We start from the raw sequence: 20,016 nt of genomic DNA on the forward strand, positions 1-20,016 counted from the left end.
TCTGTTGACGCTTCGTCACAGCCGCGACGGAGTCGGTTTTTGCGCAGAACTAGGCATGAGATGCGAAGTTTGGTAATCCAAACGAGGCATCGAATAACGACGTTATGCACAAAAACCGCCCCGTCCCTACGGGTTGCGTGGCAAAGGATGCCACGCGTTGTTGCAGGACTTGCCAAGGGAATAACCATTGGCGGCATCCTGCGCCTAGCCTGGCATCCTTTAACACTGCAACGCGACTTGTGCCGAAACATCAACAGGTCCTGGTATCAGGAGAGCGACTGCTTCTGCAGCGCAATGATGTCGGCGATGCCGCCCTTGGCGAGCGCCAGCATCTCCAGCAACTCCTCATGGGTGAAAGGCTCGGCCTCCGCGGTGCCCTGCACCTCGATGATGCGACCATCTTCAGTCATCACCACGTTCATGTCGGTCTCGGCGGCGGAGTCTTCGATGTACTCCAGATCGCAGATAGCTTCGCCCTGATACATGCCGACGGAGACGGCGGCGATCATCTGCTTGAGCGGGCTCTGCTTGATCATGCCCTTCTCGACCATCCAGTTCAGCGCATCCACCAGCGCCACGCAGGCACCGGTAATGGAGGCGGTACGAGTGCCGCCATCGGCCTGCAGCACATCACAGTCAACTGTGATGGAGTGCTCGCCCAGCGCAGTCAGGTCTACCGCCGCGCGCAGGGAGCGGGCGATCAGACGGGAGATCTCCAGAGTACGGCCACTCTGCTTGCCGGAGGCCGCTTCGCGGTTCATCCGGGAGTGGGTGGAGCGCGGCAGCATGCCGTACTCGGCGGTCACCCAGCCTTGGTTCTTCCCTTTCAGGAAGCGCGGCACGCTGGTGTCAACGCTGGCGGTGCAGAGCACGCGAGTATTACCGAACTCCACCAGCACTGAGCCTTCTGCATGTTTGGTGAAATTGCGGGTAATGGTAACCGGGCGAAGTTGCGCGGCACTGCGATCGCTTGGACGTGACATGGAACGGACCTCTGGGCTGGCTCAAATTGGCGGGGGATTATAAGTGATCCCGCCCCAAATATCAGCCGCTAAAACCACGGCATCGGCTGACGAGCAGGGCCGGGCTGAGTATACTGGCCGCACACTTCATCAAGCCCGGAACAATCAATGATTCACAGCATGACCGCCTACGCCCGCAAGGAATTCAAGGGCGACTGGGGCACAGCCGTTTGGGAAATTCGTTCGGTCAACCAGCGCTATCTGGAAACCTACATTCGCCTGCCGGAGCAACTGCGCAGCCTGGAGCCGGTTCTGCGTGAGCGTTTCCGCGCCAAACTGCAGCGCGGCAAGGTGGAGTGCAACCTGCGCTTCGAGGCCGCTCAGGCCGCAGCCAGCCAGCTGCACATCAATGAAGAGCTGGCCAAGCTCATCATCGACAGCGCCAGCTGGGTAATGAAAGAAGCGGGCCAGGGCCAGCTCAACCCGGTCGACGTGCTGCGCTGGCCGGGTGTCATGGCTGCCGCCGAACAGGACATGGATGCGGTCGCCACCGAGCTGCTCGGCGGTTTTGACCAGACTATGGAAGATTTCCTCGCCTCCCGCGCCAGCGAAGGGGCCAACCTCAAGGCGCTGATCGAACAGCGTCTGGCCGGTATTCAGGTGGAAGTGAAGAAGGTGCGCGTCCACCTGCCGCAGATCATCGAGTGGCAGCGCCAGAAGCTCACCGACCGGCTGGCCGAAGCCAAGGTGGAGCTGGATCCGGCCCGCATCGAGCAGGAGATCGTGCTGCTGGCCCAGAAGATTGACGTGGCCGAAGAGCTGGATCGTCTGGAGATGCACATCAGCGAGACCAACAAGATCATGAAGAAGGGTGGCGCCTGCGGCCGTCGTCTCGACTTCATGATGCAGGAGTTCAACCGCGAGTCGAACACGCTTGGTTCAAAGTCGATCAACGCCGAAGTGACCCAGTCCGCCGTCGAGCTGAAGGTCCTCATCGAGCAGATGCGCGAGCAGATCCAGAACATCGAGTGATGGGTCGCTGACTCTCCGGTTGTTACCTGCAAAAGAGCCCTTGATTCCTCAAGGGCTCTTTTATTTTCCGGCCATCGCACCGCTCGCCCGCCGCCAGTGAATCAACGAGCGGGAAATGCCCTAGCCTATCGGCATCACCAGCGCCGGTTGGTGAGGGTCGCTCAGCCGTTCGGCCAGATAGTCCACCAGCAGCCGCACCTTGGGAGAGAGGTGGCGGTTGTGGGGATAGAGGGCCCAGATCCCCTCCGCCGGCGCCCGCAGCTCGGGCAGCAGCTCGATCAGCTCGCCTCGGGCAAGATGGTCGCTCACGTAGTAGTCCGGCAGCTGGATGATGCCGATCCCTTTGAGCGCCGCATCCAGCAGGGCGTGGCCGCTGTTGCACTGCAACAAGCCGCGCACCCGCACGCTGTGGGGGCGGCCATCCAGAGTGAAGTGCCACTCGTCGCTGTTGCCCACCAGACAGGTATGGCGGGTCAGCTCGGAGAGGCTGTTTGGTATACCGTGGCGGGCGGTGTAAGCCGGTGAGGCACAGACATAAGGCACCCGCTGCGCCAGCTTGCGCGCCACCAGCGTCGAATCCTTGAGATGGCCGAGCCGCAGCGCCAGATCGTAGCCTTCGTGCACCAGATCCAGCTGCTGATTGGTGAGGTTGAGCGTCACCTCCAGCTGGGGGAAACGCACCATGAAGTCGTTCACCAACGGGGCGATGCGGCTCTCGCCGTAGGAGACGGGTGCCGTAATGCGCAGCGAACCTTGCGGCACCGCCTGATGGCGACCTACCGCCAGCTCCGCCTCGTAGAGGTTGTCGAGCAGCTGGCGGCAGTGGCGATAGTAGATCTCGCCAAGCTCGGTGAGCCGCACCTGACGGGTGGTGCGCAGCAGCAGCTTGGCCTGCAGCCGATCCTCCAGCTGTGCCACCTGACGGCTCACCTGGGCTACCGACACCCCCAGCTTGCGCGCCGCCGGAGTAAAGCCCCCCTGCTCCGCCACGCTGACAAATTCACAGATCCCTTCCCAGCCGAACATTATTACCTGTGTGTAAAAGTGATTTGATATTTCACCTTATTATCACCAAATCGAATGGAAACTACACTGGGTACCTGAGTTCATCTCTGTCCATCTACCTCAAAAAATAAGGATCTCATCCATGACACAGGTTCAAAGCATCAAGTGTAAAGCCGCCATCGCCTGGGGCCCGGGTCAGCCCCTCTCCATCGAAGAGATCGAGGTCATGCCGCCGCAAGCGGGCGAGGTGCGGGTACGCATCGTCGCCACCGGTGTCTGCCACACCGATGCCTTCACCCTCTCCGGTGAGGATCCGGAAGGAGTCTTCCCCTGCATTCTCGGTCACGAGGGGGGCGGCATTGTCGAATCGGTCGGCGAAGGGGTCACCAGCGTCAAGGTGGGCGATCACGTGATCCCGCTCTACACCCCGAGTGCGGCGAGTGCAAGTTCTGCAAATCCGGCAAGACCAACCTGTGCCAGAAGATCCGCGCCACCCAGGGCAAGGGGCTGATGCCGGACGGCACCACCCGCTTCTCCAAGGACGGCCAGCCCATCTACCACTACATGGGCACCTCCACCTTCAGCGAATACACGGTACTGCCCGAAATCTCCATCGCCAAGGTGGATCCGGCCGCCCCGCTGGAAGAGGTCTGTCTGCTGGGCTGCGGCGTCACCACCGGCATCGGCGCCGTGATGAACACCGCCAAGGTGAAAGAGGGTGAGAGCGTCGCCATCTTCGGGCTGGGTGGCATCGGCCTCTCGGCGGTCATCGGCGCCCGTCTGGCCAAGGCCGGCCGCATCATCGCCATCGACATCAACGAGAGCAAGTTCGAACTGGCCCGCAAGCTGGGCGCCACCGACTGCATCAACCCGAACGACTATGACAAGCCCATCCAGGAGGTGATCGTCGAGCTCACCGACGGCGGCGTCGACTTCTCGTTCGAGTGCATCGGCAACGTCAAGGTGATGCGCGCGGCGCTGGAGTGCTGCCACAAGGGTTGGGGCGAGTCGGTCATCATCGGCGTCGCCGGAGCGGGTCAGGAGATCAGCACCCGTCCGTTCCAGCTGGTGACCGGTCGGGTCTGGCGCGGCAGCGCCTTCGGCGGGGTACGCGGTCGCAGCGAACTGCCGAGCTATGTGCAGCGCTACATGCAGGGCGAGTTCCGCCTCGATGACTTCATCACCCACACCATGCCGCTTGAGCAGATCAACGAGGCATTCGATCTGATGCACGAAGGCAAAAGCATCCGCACCGTCATCCACTACTGAGCATGATCGCCCCGCCCGCTATCGTGGGCGGGGTGCAGGAGTCCTTCGATGAATCTGGAGATTATCAGCAGCAACAAGAGCTTCGGCGGCTGGCACAAGCGCTATCGCCACAGCGCCAGCGTGCTCGGCTGCGAGATGAATTTTGCCATCTATCTGCCGCCTCAGGCCCTCACCGGCCAGAAGGTGCCCGTGCTCTACTGGCTCAGCGGCCTCACCTGCACCGATGAGAACTTTATGCAGAAGGCGGGCGCCCAGCGTATCGCCGCCGAGCTTGGCATCGCCCTGGTGGCGCCGGACACCAGCCCCCGCGGCGACGGCGTAGCGAACGATCCCGGTTATGACCTCGGCATGGGAGCAGGCTTTTACGTCAATGCCAGCCAGAGCCCCTGGCAGGCTCACTACCAGATGTATGACTACGTCACCCGCGAGCTGCCTGACTTGATAGAGACCCACTTCCCGGTCTCGACCCGACGCGCCATCAGTGGCCACTCCATGGGCGGTCACGGTGCGCTGATCGCCGCGTTGCGGGAGCCCGGTCGCTACCGCTCGGTCTCGGCGTTCAGCCCGATCTGTCACCCGAGCCGCTGCCCCTGGGGCCAGAAGGCGCTCGGGGCGTATCTCGGCAGCAATCCTCTGCTGTGGCAGGAGTGGGATGCCTGCCAGCTGCTGCGCCACCAGCCGGTCACGCCGCTGCCAACCTTGGTAGATGTGGGGCTGGATGATCCCTTCCTCGCCGAGCAGTTGCATATCGATGCGCTGGCCGAAGTGGCCGCCAGCAAGGGGTGGCCGCTCGAGCTCAACCGCCATGAGGGCTATGACCACAGCTACTACTTCGTGGCGAGCTTTATCGAGGTGCACCTGCGCTTTCACGCCCGCCACCTCTGATCAAAACAGGCCCGTGATGGGCCTGTTTCAGTTGTGGTGATCGGTTGATATCAGCTGCCCGCTCGGGTCACGCCGCCGGAGCCTGCGATCTGCTGCTCCACCTTGGGATCGCCCCAGTAGGCGATGTTGCCTGAGCCGGCGATGCCGACTTTCAGCGTCTCCTGCGCCCGCACCGCCACATCACCGCTGCCGGCGATATTGACCTCTACCTCGTTGCCGCGCATCTCGCTCCCGAGCACATCGCCAGCACCGGCAATGTTCAGCTCGATGGCCTGTGCCGAACCGCTGCCCAGCTCCAGACTGCCGGTGCCAGCGATATTCCCTTCCAGCCGTTTCAGCTCCAGCTGACTGGCGACGATGTCACCGGTACCGGCCACCGACAGCACCAGCTCATCGCCCTTGAAGCCGCTCAGATCGCCGTTGCCGGTCCCGGCCAATGCCAGTTCGTTCAGCACCGGCAAGGTGATGGTCAGCTCCAGCGGCTCGGTAGGATCGAGCCGGTAACCCTCCTTCACCTCGATCTCCAGCTGGTCGCCGCTCTCGGTCAGTACCAGATAGGGCAGCAGGTTCTCCTGCCCCTTGATCAGGATACCGCGCGGCTCCCCCGCAACCAGATGGAGGGTGGCAGGCACCCCCGCCAGCACCCGGGTCACCCCGTCACCAAGCGCCTGCTGGCGCTCGACCACAGCCCCCGTTCCGGTCACTCTGGTCTGATCCAGCCAGTGACAACCACTGATCCCTGCCATCAACATGACAACCATCATCCATTTCATCGCTACTCTCCTCCTTATGTGTTGGCCATCCCGGGCCAATTGGTTTTCATGCTCTGCAAAGCGTGAGCCAAAAATTAACATGATGATTCAAAAGGAAATAACCATTTACACCAGAACAGACAGAAAAATTTAGAGAGCCATTTAGACCATATTTTGGTGAAAATAACCATTCTCGAACGGATATGATTGTGGCTGATTGGCGGGTCACCCTGTCGGTCACTATGCTGACAGCCCGTGGAAGTTTTTAATTGCCCTGCCGGTCTGTTGAGCCAATAGTGGTACTTCGTGCGTACCAAGCTCTCCATTGCGGTAATGTCATTACCACTGTCTTGTCAGTCTTCACTGCCAACAAGGAGTCAGAGCGTGATCCAAGCAAGCCCTCTCTATGCCACCGCCACCGGTCTGCCGGAACCGACTCGCACCCCGTTGCTGACCGGCAGGGATCCCGAGCAGAAACGGCGCGAGCTGCTCGCCTACTTCTGCCAGACCTTCGATCTCTACGACTCACTGTTCGACTGTCTGGCCGATGAGCGGGCCTGGTTCAACAAGGCGATCCCGCTACGCCACCCGCTCATCTTCTACTACGGCCACACCGCCGCCTTCTTTATCAACAAGCTGCTGGCGGCACGCCTGATCGATCAGCGGCTGGATGCCCGCATCGAGGCCATGGTCGCCATCGGGGTGGACGAGATGAGCTGGGATGATCTCGACGAGACCCACTACGACTGGCCCAAAGTCAGCGAGCTACGCAGCTATCGGGCCAAAGTCCGTTCGCTGGTGTGCGATTTCATCCGCCAGATGCCGCTCACCCTGCCCATCGACTGGCAGAGCCCGGCCTGGGTGATCCTGATGGGGATAGAGCACGAGCGCATCCACCTCGAGACCTCCAGCGTGCTGATCCGCCAGTTGCCACTCGCCTGGGTGCGGCCACAGCCATATTGGCCCGCCTGCCCCGAAGCACGCCACCGCATTGATCAGGTGCCAGCAAACAGTCTCCTGCCGGTGGCTGGCGGCAAGGTGCGCCTTGGCAAGCAGGACGCCACCTACGGCTGGGACAACGAATATGGCGAGCGCCAGATCGAGCTGGCCCCGTTTCAGGCCAGCCGCATGCTGGTGAGCAACGCCGAGTACCTCGCCTTCGTCCAGGCGGGGGGCTATGGCCAGCAACAGTGGTGGGATGAGGAGGGGTGGAGCTGGTGCCAGTACGCCAAGGCGCAGATGCCCACCTTCTGGGTGGGTGACCCCGCCGAGCCCGGGCAATTGCAGTTGCGGCTGATGACCGCGCAGGTCGCCATGCCCTGGGACTGGCCGGTGGAGGTGAATCAGCTGGAGGCGGCTGCCTTCTGTCGCTGGAAGGCGGCCCGGACCGGACTCCCCATCCAGCTGCCGAGCGAGGCGGAATGGATGCTGCTGCGCGAGTGGCTACCCGGCGATCAGCCGGACTGGACGGAGGCCCCCGGCAATATCAATCTGGCCCGTTTCGCCTCCTCCTGCCCGGTGGATGCCTGCCCGCAAGGGGAGTTCTTCGATCTGGTGGGCAATGTCTGGCAGTGGACCAGCACAGCCATCGATGGCTTCGACGGCTTTAAAATCCACCCGCTCTACGACGACTTCTCCACCCCCACCTTTGATGGCAAACATACCCTGATCAAGGGCGGCAGCTGGATCAGCACGGGTAACGAAGCGCTCAAATCATCCCGTTACGCCTTCCGGCGTCACTTCTTCCAGCATGCGGGCTTCCGCTATCTGGTCTCCCGTTATCAGGAACCCGTTATCGTGAATCCCTATGAAACCGACACGCTGGTCGCTCAGTACCTCGACTTCCAGTACGGCCCGAGCCACTTCGGGGTAGCCAACTACGCCAAGACGCTTGCTGATCTTGCTGGCGAGCTCTGCAGCAACCACCAGCGGGCGCTGGATATCGGCTGTGCCACCGGCCGCGCCAGCTTCGAACTGGCCCGCCACTTCCAGCATGTGGACGGGGTGGACTACTCGGCCCGCTTCATCGATGTGGCGCTGGCCCTCGCCAGTCAGGACAGTTTCCGCTACGCCATTCCGCTGGAGGGTGAACTGGTGGAGTATTGCGAGGCGCGCCTGTCGAGCCACGGGCTGGGGGCGAGCCAGGCTGAGCGCATCCACTTCAGTCAGGGGGATGCCTGCAACCTCAAGCCCAAATATGACCACTATGATCTGGTGCTCGCCTCCAACCTGATCGACCGGCTGCGGGAGCCCGCCCGCTTCCTGCGGGATATCGCCCCCCGGCTGCGCAGCGGTGGCCTGCTGGTGCTCACCAGCCCCTACACCTGGCTGGCGGAATATACCCCGCCCGCCAACTGGCTCGGTGGCATTCGTGAAAACGGCGAGGCGCTCACCACCTATCAGGCGCTGCAACGGCTGCTGGCGGCGGAGTTCGAGGAGCACTGCCCGCCGCGGGATGTGCCCTTCGTCATCCGCGAGACAGCCCGCAAATACCAGCACACGGTGGCGCAGCTCACCGTCTGGCGCAAACGCTAATCCGCCGGTCGGCTTATAGATAAAAAGAGGGAGGCCAACGGGCCTCCCTCTTTTTATGGCAGTAAAAACGGCGCGAGTATCAATGCCCCTGCTCGTGATAGCGGCGGGCCAGCACGGCGCAGACCATCAGCTGGATCTGGTGGAAGATCATCAGCGGCAGCACCATCACCCCGACGCTGGCGGCCGGGAACATGACGTTGGCCATCGGCACCCCGTTGGCGAGGCTCTTCTTGGAGCCGCAGAAGACGATGGTGATCTCGTCTGCCTTGTTGAAGCCGAGGCGACGGCTGATCCAGACGTTCCAGCAGAGCACCAGCGTCAGCAAGACGCAGCTCAGCAGCACGATACTGGCCAGATCGTACCAACCTACCTGATGCCAAATACCCTGCACCACCGCCTCGCTGAAGGCGACGTAGACCACCAGCAGGATGGAGCTCTGATCCAGCTTGCCGATGAGCGGACGGTGGCTATCGACCCAGCGACCAATGAGCGGGCGCGACAGGTGGCCCACCACAAACGGCAGCATCAGCTGCATCATGATGGACTGGATGGAGTGCCAGGTGTCGATCCCCTCCCCCTGCACATGGATCATCATCCCCACCAGCACCGGCGAGAGGAAGATGCCGAGGATGCTGGAGGCCGAGGCGCTGCACACCGCCGCCGACACATTGCCCCCCGCCATCGAGGTAAAGGCGATGGCCGACTGCACGGTGGCTGGCAGGGCGCAGAGATAGAGGAAGCCGAGGTAGATGGCCGGGCTCAGCCAGCCTGGTACCAGCGGGGTGAGCAGCAGCCCGAGCAGCGGAAAGAGCACGAAGGTGCTGAGCATCACCACCAGATGGAGCCGCCAGTGACCGAGGCCCGCCAACAGGTTCTGGCGCGACAACTTGGCGCCATGCATGAAGAACAAGAGCGCCACCGCCAGCTTGGTCAGCAGACCGAACCAGACAGCCACCTGCCCCTCGCAGGGAAAGAGAGAGGCCAGGGTGACCACCGCAATCAGCACAACAGTAAAGGGATCCAGACGCACGAAAGGTCTCCATCAGAAGGGCATCCTGCTGCCGTGGCGACAGTCAGGATTGGGGAGGACAAGAAACAGAGCGGGAGATGTCTGGCACCTCCCGCTAAAACGAACCTCCAGCTTACCCCGATAACGGAGAGGCGCAAAGTTGAGCGGCGAATAATTGTTCATCAATGCTTAACGCATTCGCCATATTGCGCAGCAAAAGTTGACGATAAACCGGCTGTGACAGCTACCCAACGGCTAAAAATGGATAAAAAAACGGGCGACCAAGGCCGCCCGTTCCGCTTTTTCACCCAGCCGATCAGCGCTGGCTGACCAGCTTGCCGTTGCCGGTTTTCTTCTCATTGCCGCCGAGCTTGCGGGCCTGCCGCTTCTCGAAGCGGGAGATCCACCAGTAGGCCAGCGCCGAGAAGACCGCGGTCATAAAGACGTTGATGAAGAAGGCGCGCACCAGATCCACCCCGGCCGGGAAGGCGGAGGCACTCATGCTCACCACGAAGATGGCGATCAGCACCGACACCACGCCCATCCCGAACTTGCGCGACCCCATACGGAAGTCGCGCGGGGTGTCGTCATGTTTCCAGCGGAACACGAAGTAGGCCACCATGATGAAGATCGGCGGCAACATGGCGGTGCCGGCGGTGAGGTTGATGGCGGTGTTCATCATCTGCTGCACCGACTCGGAGCCGAAGCCGTTGACCACCAGCATCGCGAACACGAAGACAAACTGCCACCAGGCGGCGCGCACCGGCACGCCGTGCTCGTTGAGCTGGGTGGTCTTCTCGCCGTAAACCCCCTGCGGGATCTCGGAGAAGTGGATCTTCACCGGCGCCGAGGTCCACATCATCATGGAGCCGAACATGGCGATGAACAGCACCACGCCGACGAAGCGGCCCACCAGCGCCTCGGAAAGCCCGAAATACTGCGCCATGCCGGTGAAGATCTCCACCATGCCGCCGGCATAAGTGAGGCTCTCGCGCGGCACGAACACGTTCACCAGCAGGGAACCGACCGCATACATGGCACCGATGACGATACCGGCACTGATGATCACCTTGATGAAGGACTTCTGGCCCCCCTTCACATCATTGAGGTAGGCCGCTGCGGTCTCGGCACCGCCCGCCGCCTGGAAGATCCAGCACATGATGCCCAGCGTCGCCCAGTTGACGGTAGGGGTCATCGCCTCCAGCGTGATGGGCTGGGCCGGCACATGATCGCCACTCAGGGCCATGAGGGCGCCCAGCACATAGATGGCGAACAGGGCAAACACACCGTAGGCCACGATCTCGGCAATCTTGCCGAGCCAGCTCGCTCCCTTGGTGGAGATGTGGGTCGCCGCTGCAAACAGCACGATGGAGATGATCGAGGTGACCATGGGTGAGAAGCTGTACTCATAGCCCAGCATGGCGTAGGAGGCGTAGGCGATGACGTTGGGCAGCAATGAGACGAACCAGAACAGGTTCACGAACCAGTAGAGAAAAGAGCCCAGATAGGCCATCCGGGTGCCGAGCGGTTTTTTCAGCCAGTCGTACATCCCCGACTCGGAGTTTTTGTTGGCCGAGACGAACTCGGCGATGATGAAGACGAACGGGATGAAGTAGACGATGGTCGCCAGCAGGAAGATGGGGGCGGAGCTGAGCCCCAGCTCGATGTTGTTGTTGACGATGTTGCGCACGTTGAACACGGCGGCAAAGGTCATCGACAACAAGGCAAACTTGCCTATGGTGCCGCGTACGGATTCAGACATGGTGTCCTCCAGTGGACTCGCGCTCCCGGTGGGGAGCGCAGTGACTCTGTGATGTGTTCGGCAAGGGTCTGTCGGCCCCGCGCTTTACTCTCTTGTTATGATCGGGCCGCGTGCACGGCCTCGTTGCTGAACCGGTACCGTCTCCCGCACCGGCTCGCAATACCATTCAGACGATCGGAGTGCCCGGCGCCATCGGCACCCGCGGTTGCAACAGCACACTCTGGCTCTCGTCCGGGGTCTCGGCGCACAGCAACATGCACTCGGATCGCTCACCGCGCATCTTGGTCGGCTTGAGGTTGGTCAGCACCACCACCTCGCTGCCCATCAGCTCCTCTTCGCTGTAGTAAGGCACCAGACTGGTGACGGTCTGCAGCGGCCGCTCGCCACCCACGTCGATCTGGACGATGTAGAGTTTGTCGGCACCGGGGTGGCGCACCACCTCCAACACCTTGCCCACCTTCATCTCGACCCGTTTGAATTCGGCAAACTCGATCGTCTCGCTCATGCTCTTTTCCTTTTCTGGTTCAACGGTTTGCGGGTGGCCAACGGCCACCCGGTTTGATTGGGAGTAAATGCTGTGTTTATGGTGCCTGCATGGCAACCTGCGCTGTCGGCTGGGCCTCTTTGGCACGCGCTTCGGTACTGAGGGAGGCCTCGTATCTGTTGTATTTCCACCAAGCGAAGCCGAGGAAAATCACGATCCCGCCGACGTTGTAGAAGATGATGGTCATGATGTCGGCGCCGGTCGGGAAGGTGGAGGCGAGGAAGCCCACCGAGAAGATGGCGATCAGCACCGAGACCACGGCGATGCCGGTGGTACGCGAACCCATCTTGAACTCCCGCGGCAGGTGGTCGAGTTTCAGGCGCAGATTGAGGTAGGCCAGCATGATGAACAGCGGCGGCAGCATGGAAGCGGCGGCGGTCATGTTGATGACGGTGTTCATCAGATCCTGCGCTGTGTTGGAACCCAGAGTCGGGATCACCATCAGCGGCAGCACGATGAGGTACTGGATCCAGGCTGCACGGGCGGGCACGCCGTTTTCGTTCAGCTCGACGGTTTTCTTGCCGAAGATACCGGCCGGGATCTCGGAGAAGAAGATCTTCACCGGGGTAGCGGTCCACATCAGCAGGGAGCCGAACATGGCGGTGAAGGAGACCAGCCCGACGAAGCGGTTCATCAGGATCTCCGGCAAACCGAAGTAGGCAGCCAGCCCCGAACACCTGCACCGAGCCGCCGGTATATTTCAGGGTGCCGCTCGGTACGAACACGTTGATCAACAGCGAGGCGATGGAGTAGAGCACGCCGATAAAGATCCCGGCGATGATGATCACCTTCACGAATGACTTGGAGCCCCCTTTCACGTCATTGACGTAGACCGCCACCGACTCGGCGCCACCGGCTGCCATAAAGATCCAGGTGGTGATGCCGAGGAAGGCCCAGCTGAAATCGGGAACCATGGCCTCTACCGTGATGGGGTCGGCCGGCTGTACGCCGCCCACCAGTGCCGCACCTGCCAGCAGGATGTAGGAGAGGGTTAGCAGCAGCATCAGGGACGAGGTCACCGAGGTGATGGGGCCAAGCATCTTGGCGCCGTTGGTGGAAACGTAGGTGGCAAAGGCAAACAGCACCATGCTCAAGGCCGTGGTCGCCACCGGAGTGAGAATGTACTCGTAGCCGAGGAAGGCATAGGAGGCGTAGGCGATAACCCGCGGCAGCAGCGAGGTGAAGAAGAAGAGGTTCACGAACCAGTAGGTGTAGGCGGAGATAAAGGCCCAGCGACCGCCGAGGGAGCTCTTCACCCAGGCATACACCCCCGCTTCGGAGTTTTTGTTCAGTGACACAAATTCCGCAATGATCAGGCAGAACGGAATGAAGTAGAAAATGGTGGCCAGAAAGAACATCGGGGCCGAGGCCAGACCGATCTCGATGTTGTTGTTGATGACGTTGTTGAAGCTGAATACCGCCGCGAAGGTGAGCGACAGCAGACCAAACTTGCCTATCGTGTTGCGTTTGGAATCAGACATGGTGCATCTCCAGACCTGTAGTTATCTAGCGAAAGGGCGGGGCATGGGTTGTAGGGTGAACCCCGCCCTTCCGGCTTTTATCAGTGCAGAACCGGCGGCTTGTTATTTGTTCTTGAAGTAGCCGCCTTCGACGGTGACCTTGATGATCACCTTGCGCACCGGCGCATCGCCGACGAAGCGGTAGGCCTCGTCGTTCTCGAAGATCACCACCTGACCGTTGCCGACTTTCTGGCACGCACGCACCTCGCCGGCCAGCCACTCGCGGTCGGTGGTGTCGTCATACACCTGCTCGACCCCCAGCTCCGACTTGAGGGCCCACTCCACCGTCTCTGCCCCTTCCAGGTAGTAGTGAACGTCGAAGTAGCGGCGCTGCCCCTCGAACAGGGAGGTGGCCGGGCTGGCTCCCTCCTGCAAGCGATAGGTGAGGGAGTCACCGATGGAGTGGCAGATGCCGGGTTTGAGGTTCGGCAGGTTGTTGATGGCCTCCACGCAGCGGCCCCACTTCTTGCCTTCCCGGTAGATGTTTTTGAACAGGGTCAGGTTGTCCAGGGTGATCATGCGAGGCTCCTCCCGCCGTTGATGGTGAGATCGAGCCCGGCCAGCGCAGCCGGATTGAGGTTGCCACGGGCGATGGGCAGCAGGGTCAGGCCGAAGCTGAATGGCTCGAAGCGCACCCGCCAGGAGTCAAGCACCTCGGAGCCCCAGGAGTTGGAGCCCAGCCCCAGCACCTTGTGATCCAGATTGAGGGTGAGATAACCGCAGGGCTCCAGCTCGTTGATGTGCTGCGCCGCATGGATATGCTCCCAGCTGTAGGGCCAGACGCTCAGGTTGATGGGGGCATCGGGTCGCACGTAGAGACCGGCGCCGTGACGGTTGGTCAGGGTCGCCCAGCGCACCTGCTGGCGGTTGCCGTTGTCCTGCGGGAAGGGGTAGTGCTCCCACATCTCGCTGACTGTGCTCTGGAAGCTGTCGATCCAGTTGCTCTGGCGGCTGTCCTGATAGTTTTCGCCCGGCCCCATGCCGTAGTAGTGCACCCGGTCGAGATCCTGACGAATGCCCAGCTCGAAGCCGATCTTGGGGATGATGTCGTCATAGCCGCCGTAGGGCTGGCCAGAGAGCGCCACATGTAGCTGACCGTTCGGGCTCAGGGTGTAGACGTAGCGGCAGCGCATACCGAAGTCGAACACCGGCGGCGCGATCAGGCTTTCCACCGTCACCTCGACTGCCTCGCCCAGCTGACGCCAGCTCAGAGTGCGGAAGTGCTCCTGCATGATCTGCAGGTGATTCGGGTGCCACAGACTCTCGTACTCCTGCTTGTGGTTGTCGATCATCGGCTTGAAGAAGGTGAGGCGCGGCGAGCGCTCAATCAGCTCATTGCCATCCTGCTGCCAGCTCACCAGCTTGCCGTCGAGGCGTGAGAAGCGCAGGGCAAAGCCGCTGCCACTCAGGGTCAGCGAGAGGCGCTCGTCGGCGATCTGCAACGCAGTGGCGTTGGGATTGGCAAAGGGCTGCAGCTGGCGAGTCAACTCTTTCAGCTGGAACTGGTACTGGCCAAGCTCGTGCTCCGCCGCGCTGTAGCGGGTGGCGGTGGCCTTGATGACCCGCAGCTGGACGAAGGTTTCCCGCCCATCTAAAGAGGGCAGCTCGAGTTGCAGCTCTGTGGTGGCACCGGGGGCAACCCCTTCCAGCCGGATTTGCTGGCTGGCCAGCAGCTCGCCCTCGGCCTTCACTTCGACCAGCAGGCGGATATCGTCGAGAGTGGAGAACCAGTAGCGGTTTTCCACCACCAGCTTGCCGCTCGCCAGATCCAGCGCCCGCACCTTGACCGGGCAGATCACCTGCTTGTATTCGCGCAGGCCAGGCCCCGGGGTCTGATCTGGATAGATGAGGCCATCCATGCAGAAGTTGTAGTTGTTGGGGTAGTCGCCGTAGTCGCCACCGTACTTGTAGACCGGGCGGCCCTGCTCGTCCTGATCCAGAATGCCGTGATCGCACCACTCCCAGATGTAGTGGCCCTGAATGTGGGGATGGCGGTCAAACACCTGCTGGTATTCGCTAAGACCACCCGGGCCGTTGCCCATGGCGTGGGCGTATTCGCAGAGGATGCGTGGCTTCTCCATCGGGAACTCGCCAAAGCAATTCATCTGGGAGACGCGGGAATACATGGTACTGACCACATCCACCACCTCGGCATCGCGATCCTCTTCGTAGTGCACCAGCCGGGTCGGGTCGATCGCCTTGCAGCGCTGGTACATGGCTCTGATGTTGCAGCCGTAGCCGGACTCGTTGCCGAGCGACCAGATGATGATGGAGGGGTGGTTCTTCTGGGCGTGCACATGGCGCTCGATGCGATCCACGAACACCGGCTCCCAGAAGGGATCGTCGGTGATGCGGCTGAGATCGCCGACGTTGGCAAAACCGTGGGTCTCCACGTCAGTCTCCGCCATCACGAACAGACCGTACTGGTCGCACAGCTCGTAGAAGCGAGGATCGTTCGGGTAGTGGGCGGTACGTACCGAGTTGAGGTTGTGCTGCTTCATCAGCACGATATCGCGTTCAACACGATCCATGCCGACCGCACGGCTCTTGAGATGGTCGTTGTCGTGGCGGTTCACCCCGTGCAGCTTGAGGTAGTGGCCGTTGACGTAGAAGAGGCCATCCTTGACCTTGATTTCACGCACCCCGACCCGCTGCGGGATCACTTCCAGCAGCTCGCCCTGCCCGTTGTAGAGGGAGAGTTGCAGCTGATAGAGGTAAGGATCTTCGGCACTCCACAGATGGGGGTGGGCCAGATCCAGCGTGAAGCGGCAATCACACTTGCCGTCGATGGCGAGATGGTCGAGGGAGCCGCTGGCGATCTCACTGCCCTGATCCAGCAGCGACCAGACCAGACGGTGATCACGGGCGGGCGCCCCCAGATTTTCCAACTGGATATCGCAGCTCAGGGTGGCGCTTTGATTGTCATCAGCCAGCGCGGTGCGGATGAAGAAGTCCTGCACATGGGCGGCCGGTTTGCCCACCAGGTAGACGTCGCGGAAGATGCCCGCCATCCACCACATGTCCTGATCTTCGATATAAGTGGAGTCAGCCCACTGCATCACCCGCACCGACAGCAGGTTCTCGCCAATGTTGGCGTAGGCGCTGATATCGAACTCGGCGGTGAGACGGCTCCCCTTGCTGAAGCCGACATAGTGGCCGTTCACATAGACCTCGAAGTAGGTCTCCACCCCGTCAAACTTGATGATCACCTGCTCGCCATCCCAGGCCGGGCTCAGTGTGAAGCTTCGCTGATAGGCACCGGTGGGGTTGTTGGTCGGCACGAAGGGCACGTCGATGGGAAAGGGAAAACCCTCGTCGGTGTACTGCAGCTGGCCGTGCCCTTCCATCTGCCACATGTTGGGCACGGTGATCTGGCCCCACTCGCTCATGGGGCTGTGATAGAAGGCCTCCGGCACCTGCAGGGGGTGGTCGAAGTAGTGGAACTGCCACTGGCCGCCAAGGCTCAGAAAACGGCGGCTCAGCTCGCGCTGCATGGTGACCGCCAGCCCGTGGGCGGCATAAGAGAAGAAGTAGGCGCGCGGGGCCAGCCTGTTTTCACCAACGAATTGGACGTTTTCCCAGTTATTCACATGTCCTCCCGGAACAAGGCAACTTTGACTGGGTAAACTCTAGATAAACATTTACTAAATATCAGCTTTGAATTGGTAAAATTTTAACCTGATCACAATGAACAGATGGTTTTGTGAGCGAGATCAGAAGCGGGAGATAAAGGAGGGCAAGATATGGATGAGTGGCATGGATGTTGATAGCAGCTGGCTGAACCACAATAAAATCAACTATAAAACAATATGATATGAAGTTGTTGGATGATATGGGAAAGAGGTTTGCTAGGGAGATGTGTCGCACCACCGCAAGGTGGTGCGACTAAAAGACAGAATGTTTTACTAAAACTACCGGGTAGTACCGCGCAGGGTGAGCTTGCTCGGCACGAGCACCCTCAGCGGGATATCCCGCTCGTCTCGCAGCCGCTCAACCAGCAAATTGACCCCCTGGGTGCCCATCAACTCGGAGTGGATCCGCACCGTTGAGAGCGGCGGGAAGGTGAACTTGGCGGTCGGGATATCGTTGACGCTGATAAGCTCGATCTGCTGGGGAATCGCCAGTCCCTTCTCGTGAATGGCACGCAGCACACCAATGGCGATGGAGTCGGAGGCGACGAACAGCGCCTTGGGCCAGTCGCCAGCCAGCATCTCCTTCGCCAACTGGTAGCCGGAAGCGCTGGAGAAGTCCCCACGATAGAGATCGCTCTCCTGCACCACACCCAGCCGCTGGCCATAATCGCGGAAAGCCAGTTCACGCAGGTCCGGATTCTCATCCTGGCCACCGATATAACCGATGCGCTGGTGCCCCTGCGCAATAAAGTAGTCGACGACCTGCTGGCTGATCAGAGCGAGATCCACATCGACCGAGTCGAACTCTCCCTGTGAACGGCAGTCGACAAACACCAGCTGACTGGAACAAGCCCTTAGCTGGACGAGACGCTCGGCTGTGAGGGTACCGACCACCAGAATGCCATCCACAGCGCTCAGTTCGCGCCCTTCACCGCAGTTGTAGAGATGGGTCAGTTCGATATTGAGGCGGGCACTCTGGGTCTCGATGCCATAACGGATAGCGAGATAGTAAGGGTCGTTGACCTCGGTACTCTGGGGATAGGCATAGACCACCAGAAAGTGCAGCTTGCTCTTGTGTACCCCCTTGCGGGCGCTGCTGGTCTTGTACTCCAGCCGTTCGGCAATCTCGAAGATCCGCTGCTTGGTCTCTTCCTTGACGCTCAGGCTGGGATCCTCGTTCAGTACCCGGGATACCGTGGCGAGAGAAACCCCCGCTTCCTGTGCAATTTCCTTCAACGTAGCCATCAATACCTCGCTGGCAGCATCACGTGTTAATCGGTAACGGCTAAAGAGTAACGGGCAATCCCTTGATAGCCCAGCACTTTTACTAAAATGCCGTCGGGATGGCAGATTCTTGGAAAGCAGAAATGCAAAAAGGCCTCCCGAATGGGAGGCCTCTTCTAAATAGGTGCCTGACAGTGTCCTACTCTCGCATGGCGAATGCCACACTACCATCGGCGCTACCGCGTTTCACTTCTGAGTTCGGCATGGGATCAGGTGGTTCCACGGCGCTATTGCCGTCAGGCAAAAGCTTTTAAAACTAACTTGAAAATGGTGCTGATACCCAGAATCGAACTGGGGACCTCATCCTTACCAAGGATGCGCTCTACCGACTGAGCCATATCAGCACACTAACCGGTAAAGACCACGCTGGGCGTAATCTTGAAATTGGGTGCCTGGCAGTGTCCTACTCTCGCATGGCGAATGCCACACTACCATCGGCGCTACCGCGTTTCACTTCTGAGTTCGGCATGGGATCAGGTGGTTCCACGGCGCTATGGCCGCCAGGCAAATTCTTCAATCTGTGAAAGCTGATGTAAGTAGTTTCGTATTCGTTACAAGGCTCGAAACACTTCTTGGGTGTTGTATGGTTAAGCCTCACGGGTAATTAGTATGGGTTAGCTCAACACATCGCTGCGCTTACACACCCCACCTATCAACGTTGTGGTCTCCAACGGCCCTTTAGGACCCTCAAGGGGTCAGGGATGACTCATCTCAGGGCTCGCTTCCCGCTTAGATGCTTTCAGCGGTTATCGATTCCGAACTTAGCTACCGGGCAGTGCCACTGGCGTGACAACCCGAACACCAGAGGTTCGTTCACTCCGGTCCTCTCGTACTAGGAGCAACTCCCTTCAATCATCCAACGCCCACGGCAGATAGGGACCGAACTGTCTCACGACGTTCTGAACCCAGCTCGCGTACCACTTTAAATGGCGAACAGCCATACCCTTGGGACCGACTTCAGCCCCAGGATGTGATGAGCCGACATCGAGGTGCCAAACACCGCCGTCGATATGAACTCTTGGGCGGTATCAGCCTGTTATCCCCGGAGTACCTTTTATCCGTTGAGCGATGGCCCTTCCATTCAGAACCACCGGATCACTATGACCTACTTTCGTACCTGCTCGACCTGTCCGTCTCGCAGTTAAGCTGGCTTATGCCATTGCACTAACCTCCTGATGTCCGACCAGGATTAGCCAACCTTCGTGCTCCTCCGTTACTCTTTGGGAGGAGACCGCCCCAGTCAAACTACCCACCAGGCACTGTCCGCGAGCCCGATTCAGGGCCCTGCGTTAGAACATCAAACATACAAGGGTGGTATTTCAAGGACGGCTCCAGCGCAACTGGCGTCACGCCTTCAAAGCCTCCCACCTATCCTACACATGTAGGTTCAATGTTCAGTGCCAAGCTGTAGTAAAGGTTCACGGGGTCTTTCCGTCTAGCCGCGGGTACACCGCATCTTCACGGCGAATTCGATTTCACTGAGTCTCGGGTGGAGACAGCATGGCCATGGTTACACCATTCGTGCAGGTCGGAACTTACCCGACAAGGAATTTCGCTACCTTAGGACCGTTATAGTTACGGCCGCCGTTTACCGGGGCTTCGATCAAGAGCTTCGCTTGCGCTAACCCCATCAATTAACCTTCCGGCACCGGGCAGGTGTCACACCCTATACGTCCACTTTCGTGTTTGCAGAGTGCTGTGTTTTTGATAAACAGTCCCAGCCATCTGGTCACTGCGACTCCCAACTGCTCCATCCGCAAGGGACTTCACTGTCAAGAGCGAACCTTCTCCCGAAGTTACGGTTCTATTTTGCCTAGTTCCTTCA

At 60.3% G+C, this 20,016-nt stretch carries 12 protein-coding genes, 1 tRNA gene, 3 rRNA genes and 2 pseudogenes (1 of these 18 cut by a window edge); 4 read left to right on the forward strand and 14 right to left on the reverse strand.

From position 1 onward, the window contains the following. Positions 1-266: 266 nt before the first annotated feature. Positions 267-983 (reverse strand): ribonuclease PH, encoded by a 717-nt coding sequence (rph, locus tag ACTG1P_RS12445; RefSeq protein ID WP_005339589.1) that lies wholly within the window; start codon positions 981-983, stop codon positions 267-269. A 147-nt stretch (positions 984-1,130) separates the two neighbouring features. On the opposite strand from rph, the gene ACTG1P_RS12450 reads away from it, so the two are divergent. Next, on the forward strand, positions 1,131-1,994 hold the full coding sequence (locus ACTG1P_RS12450) for a YicC/YloC family endoribonuclease (protein WP_005342032.1): 864 nt from the start codon (positions 1,131-1,133) through the stop codon (positions 1,992-1,994). Between the two features lie 120 nt (positions 1,995-2,114). Here ACTG1P_RS12450 and ACTG1P_RS12455 read toward each other — a convergent pair whose 3' ends face one another. Further along, a complete protein-coding gene (locus tag ACTG1P_RS12455; RefSeq protein WP_199415282.1) occupies positions 2,115-3,020 on the reverse strand; it encodes a LysR substrate-binding domain-containing protein in 906 nt (301 codons plus the stop codon). Between the two features lie 121 nt (positions 3,021-3,141). On the opposite strand from ACTG1P_RS12455, the pseudogene ACTG1P_RS12460 reads away from it, so the two are divergent. Next, positions 3,142-4,268: pseudogene (locus ACTG1P_RS12460) on the forward strand (S-(hydroxymethyl)glutathione dehydrogenase/class III alcohol dehydrogenase). A 48-nt stretch (positions 4,269-4,316) separates the two neighbouring features. Next, positions 4,317-5,153 (forward strand): S-formylglutathione hydrolase, encoded by an 837-nt coding sequence (gene fghA / locus ACTG1P_RS12465; RefSeq protein WP_439981497.1) that lies wholly within the window; start codon positions 4,317-4,319, stop codon positions 5,151-5,153. A 50-nt stretch (positions 5,154-5,203) separates the two neighbouring features. Here the strand turns inward: fghA and ACTG1P_RS12470 are convergent, their stop codons facing one another. Beyond that, a complete protein-coding gene (locus tag ACTG1P_RS12470; protein WP_439981498.1) occupies positions 5,204-5,926 on the reverse strand; it encodes a head GIN domain-containing protein in 723 nt (240 codons plus the stop codon). A gap of 363 nt (positions 5,927-6,289) precedes the next feature. On the opposite strand from ACTG1P_RS12470, the gene ovoA reads away from it, so the two are divergent. Further along, the gene (gene ovoA / locus ACTG1P_RS12475) at positions 6,290-8,440 is read left to right on the forward strand and encodes a 5-histidylcysteine sulfoxide synthase (protein ID WP_440001398.1); all 2,151 of its coding nucleotides are present in this window, start codon (positions 6,290-6,292) and stop codon (positions 8,438-8,440) included. Positions 8,441-8,519: 79 nt separating this feature from the next. On the opposite strand, the gene ACTG1P_RS12480 is transcribed toward ovoA, so the two are convergent. From ACTG1P_RS12480 to ACTG1P_RS12530, 11 genes and pseudogenes are all read right to left on the reverse strand, one after another. After that, positions 8,520-9,470 (reverse strand): bile acid:sodium symporter family protein, encoded by a 951-nt coding sequence (locus ACTG1P_RS12480; RefSeq protein ID WP_440001399.1) that lies wholly within the window; start codon positions 9,468-9,470, stop codon positions 8,520-8,522. 295 nt (positions 9,471-9,765) lie between these two features. After that, positions 9,766-11,211: an amino acid permease gene (locus tag ACTG1P_RS12485; RefSeq protein WP_005339571.1), complete on the reverse strand. Its 1,446-nt coding sequence runs from the start codon at positions 11,209-11,211 to the stop codon at positions 9,766-9,768. 166 nt (positions 11,212-11,377) lie between these two features. Then, positions 11,378-11,716 (reverse strand): tRNA-binding protein, encoded by a 339-nt coding sequence (locus ACTG1P_RS12490; RefSeq protein ID WP_005342042.1) that lies wholly within the window; start codon positions 11,714-11,716, stop codon positions 11,378-11,380. Positions 11,717-11,792: 76 nt separating this feature from the next. Beyond that, a pseudogene (locus ACTG1P_RS12495) lies at positions 11,793-13,236 on the reverse strand (amino acid permease). Positions 13,237-13,338: 102 nt separating this feature from the next. Further along, a complete protein-coding gene (locus tag ACTG1P_RS12500; RefSeq protein ID WP_440001400.1) occupies positions 13,339-13,794 on the reverse strand; it encodes a beta-galactosidase subunit beta in 456 nt (151 codons plus the stop codon). Beyond that, positions 13,791-16,865, reverse strand: a complete 3,075-nt coding sequence (ebgA, locus tag ACTG1P_RS12505; protein ID WP_440001401.1) for a beta-galactosidase subunit alpha — start codon at positions 16,863-16,865, stop codon at positions 13,791-13,793. The genes ACTG1P_RS12500 and ebgA overlap by 4 nt, the downstream gene beginning before the upstream one ends. Positions 16,866-17,186: 321 nt before the next feature. Further along, the gene (gene ebgR / locus ACTG1P_RS12510; protein WP_181269806.1) at positions 17,187-18,152 is read right to left on the reverse strand and encodes a transcriptional regulator EbgR; all 966 of its coding nucleotides are present in this window, start codon (positions 18,150-18,152) and stop codon (positions 17,187-17,189) included. Between the two features lie 165 nt (positions 18,153-18,317). Next, positions 18,318-18,432: ribosomal RNA gene (gene rrf / locus ACTG1P_RS12515) — 5S ribosomal RNA — on the reverse strand. A 27-nt stretch (positions 18,433-18,459) separates the two neighbouring features. Further along, positions 18,460-18,535 (reverse strand) — tRNA-Thr (locus ACTG1P_RS12520). 46 nt (positions 18,536-18,581) lie between these two features. After that, positions 18,582-18,696 (reverse strand): 5S ribosomal RNA (gene rrf / locus ACTG1P_RS12525). A 78-nt stretch (positions 18,697-18,774) separates the two neighbouring features. Further along, positions 18,775-20,016: ribosomal RNA gene (locus tag ACTG1P_RS12530) — 23S ribosomal RNA — on the reverse strand (it continues 1,648 nt past the right edge of the window).

The organism is Aeromonas sp. 11P (assembly GCF_051920165.1).
Taxonomy (GTDB): domain Bacteria; phylum Pseudomonadota; class Gammaproteobacteria; order Enterobacterales; family Aeromonadaceae; genus Aeromonas; species Aeromonas veronii.

Coding starts and splice junctions, on each gene's coding strand:
- rph (WP_005339589.1), bottom strand. CDS start 983: ATGTCACGTCCAAGCGATCGCAGTGCCGCGCAACTTCGCCCGGTTACC.
- ACTG1P_RS12450 (WP_005342032.1), top strand. CDS start 1,131: ATGATTCACAGCATGACCGCCTACGCCCGCAAGGAATTCAAGGGCGAC.
- ACTG1P_RS12455 (WP_199415282.1), bottom strand. CDS start 3,020: ATGTTCGGCTGGGAAGGGATCTGTGAATTTGTCAGCGTGGCGGAGCAG.
- fghA (WP_439981497.1), top strand. CDS start 4,317: ATGAATCTGGAGATTATCAGCAGCAACAAGAGCTTCGGCGGCTGGCAC.
- ACTG1P_RS12470 (WP_439981498.1), bottom strand. CDS start 5,926: ATGAAATGGATGATGGTTGTCATGTTGATGGCAGGGATCAGTGGTTGT.
- ACTG1P_RS12485 (WP_005339571.1), bottom strand. CDS start 11,211: ATGTCTGAATCCGTACGCGGCACCATAGGCAAGTTTGCCTTGTTGTCG.
- ACTG1P_RS12490 (WP_005342042.1), bottom strand. CDS start 11,716: ATGAGCGAGACGATCGAGTTTGCCGAATTCAAACGGGTCGAGATGAAG.
- ACTG1P_RS12500 (WP_440001400.1), bottom strand. CDS start 13,794: ATGATCACCCTGGACAACCTGACCCTGTTCAAAAACATCTACCGGGAA.
- ebgR (WP_181269806.1), bottom strand. CDS start 18,152: ATGGCTACGTTGAAGGAAATTGCACAGGAAGCGGGGGTTTCTCTCGCC.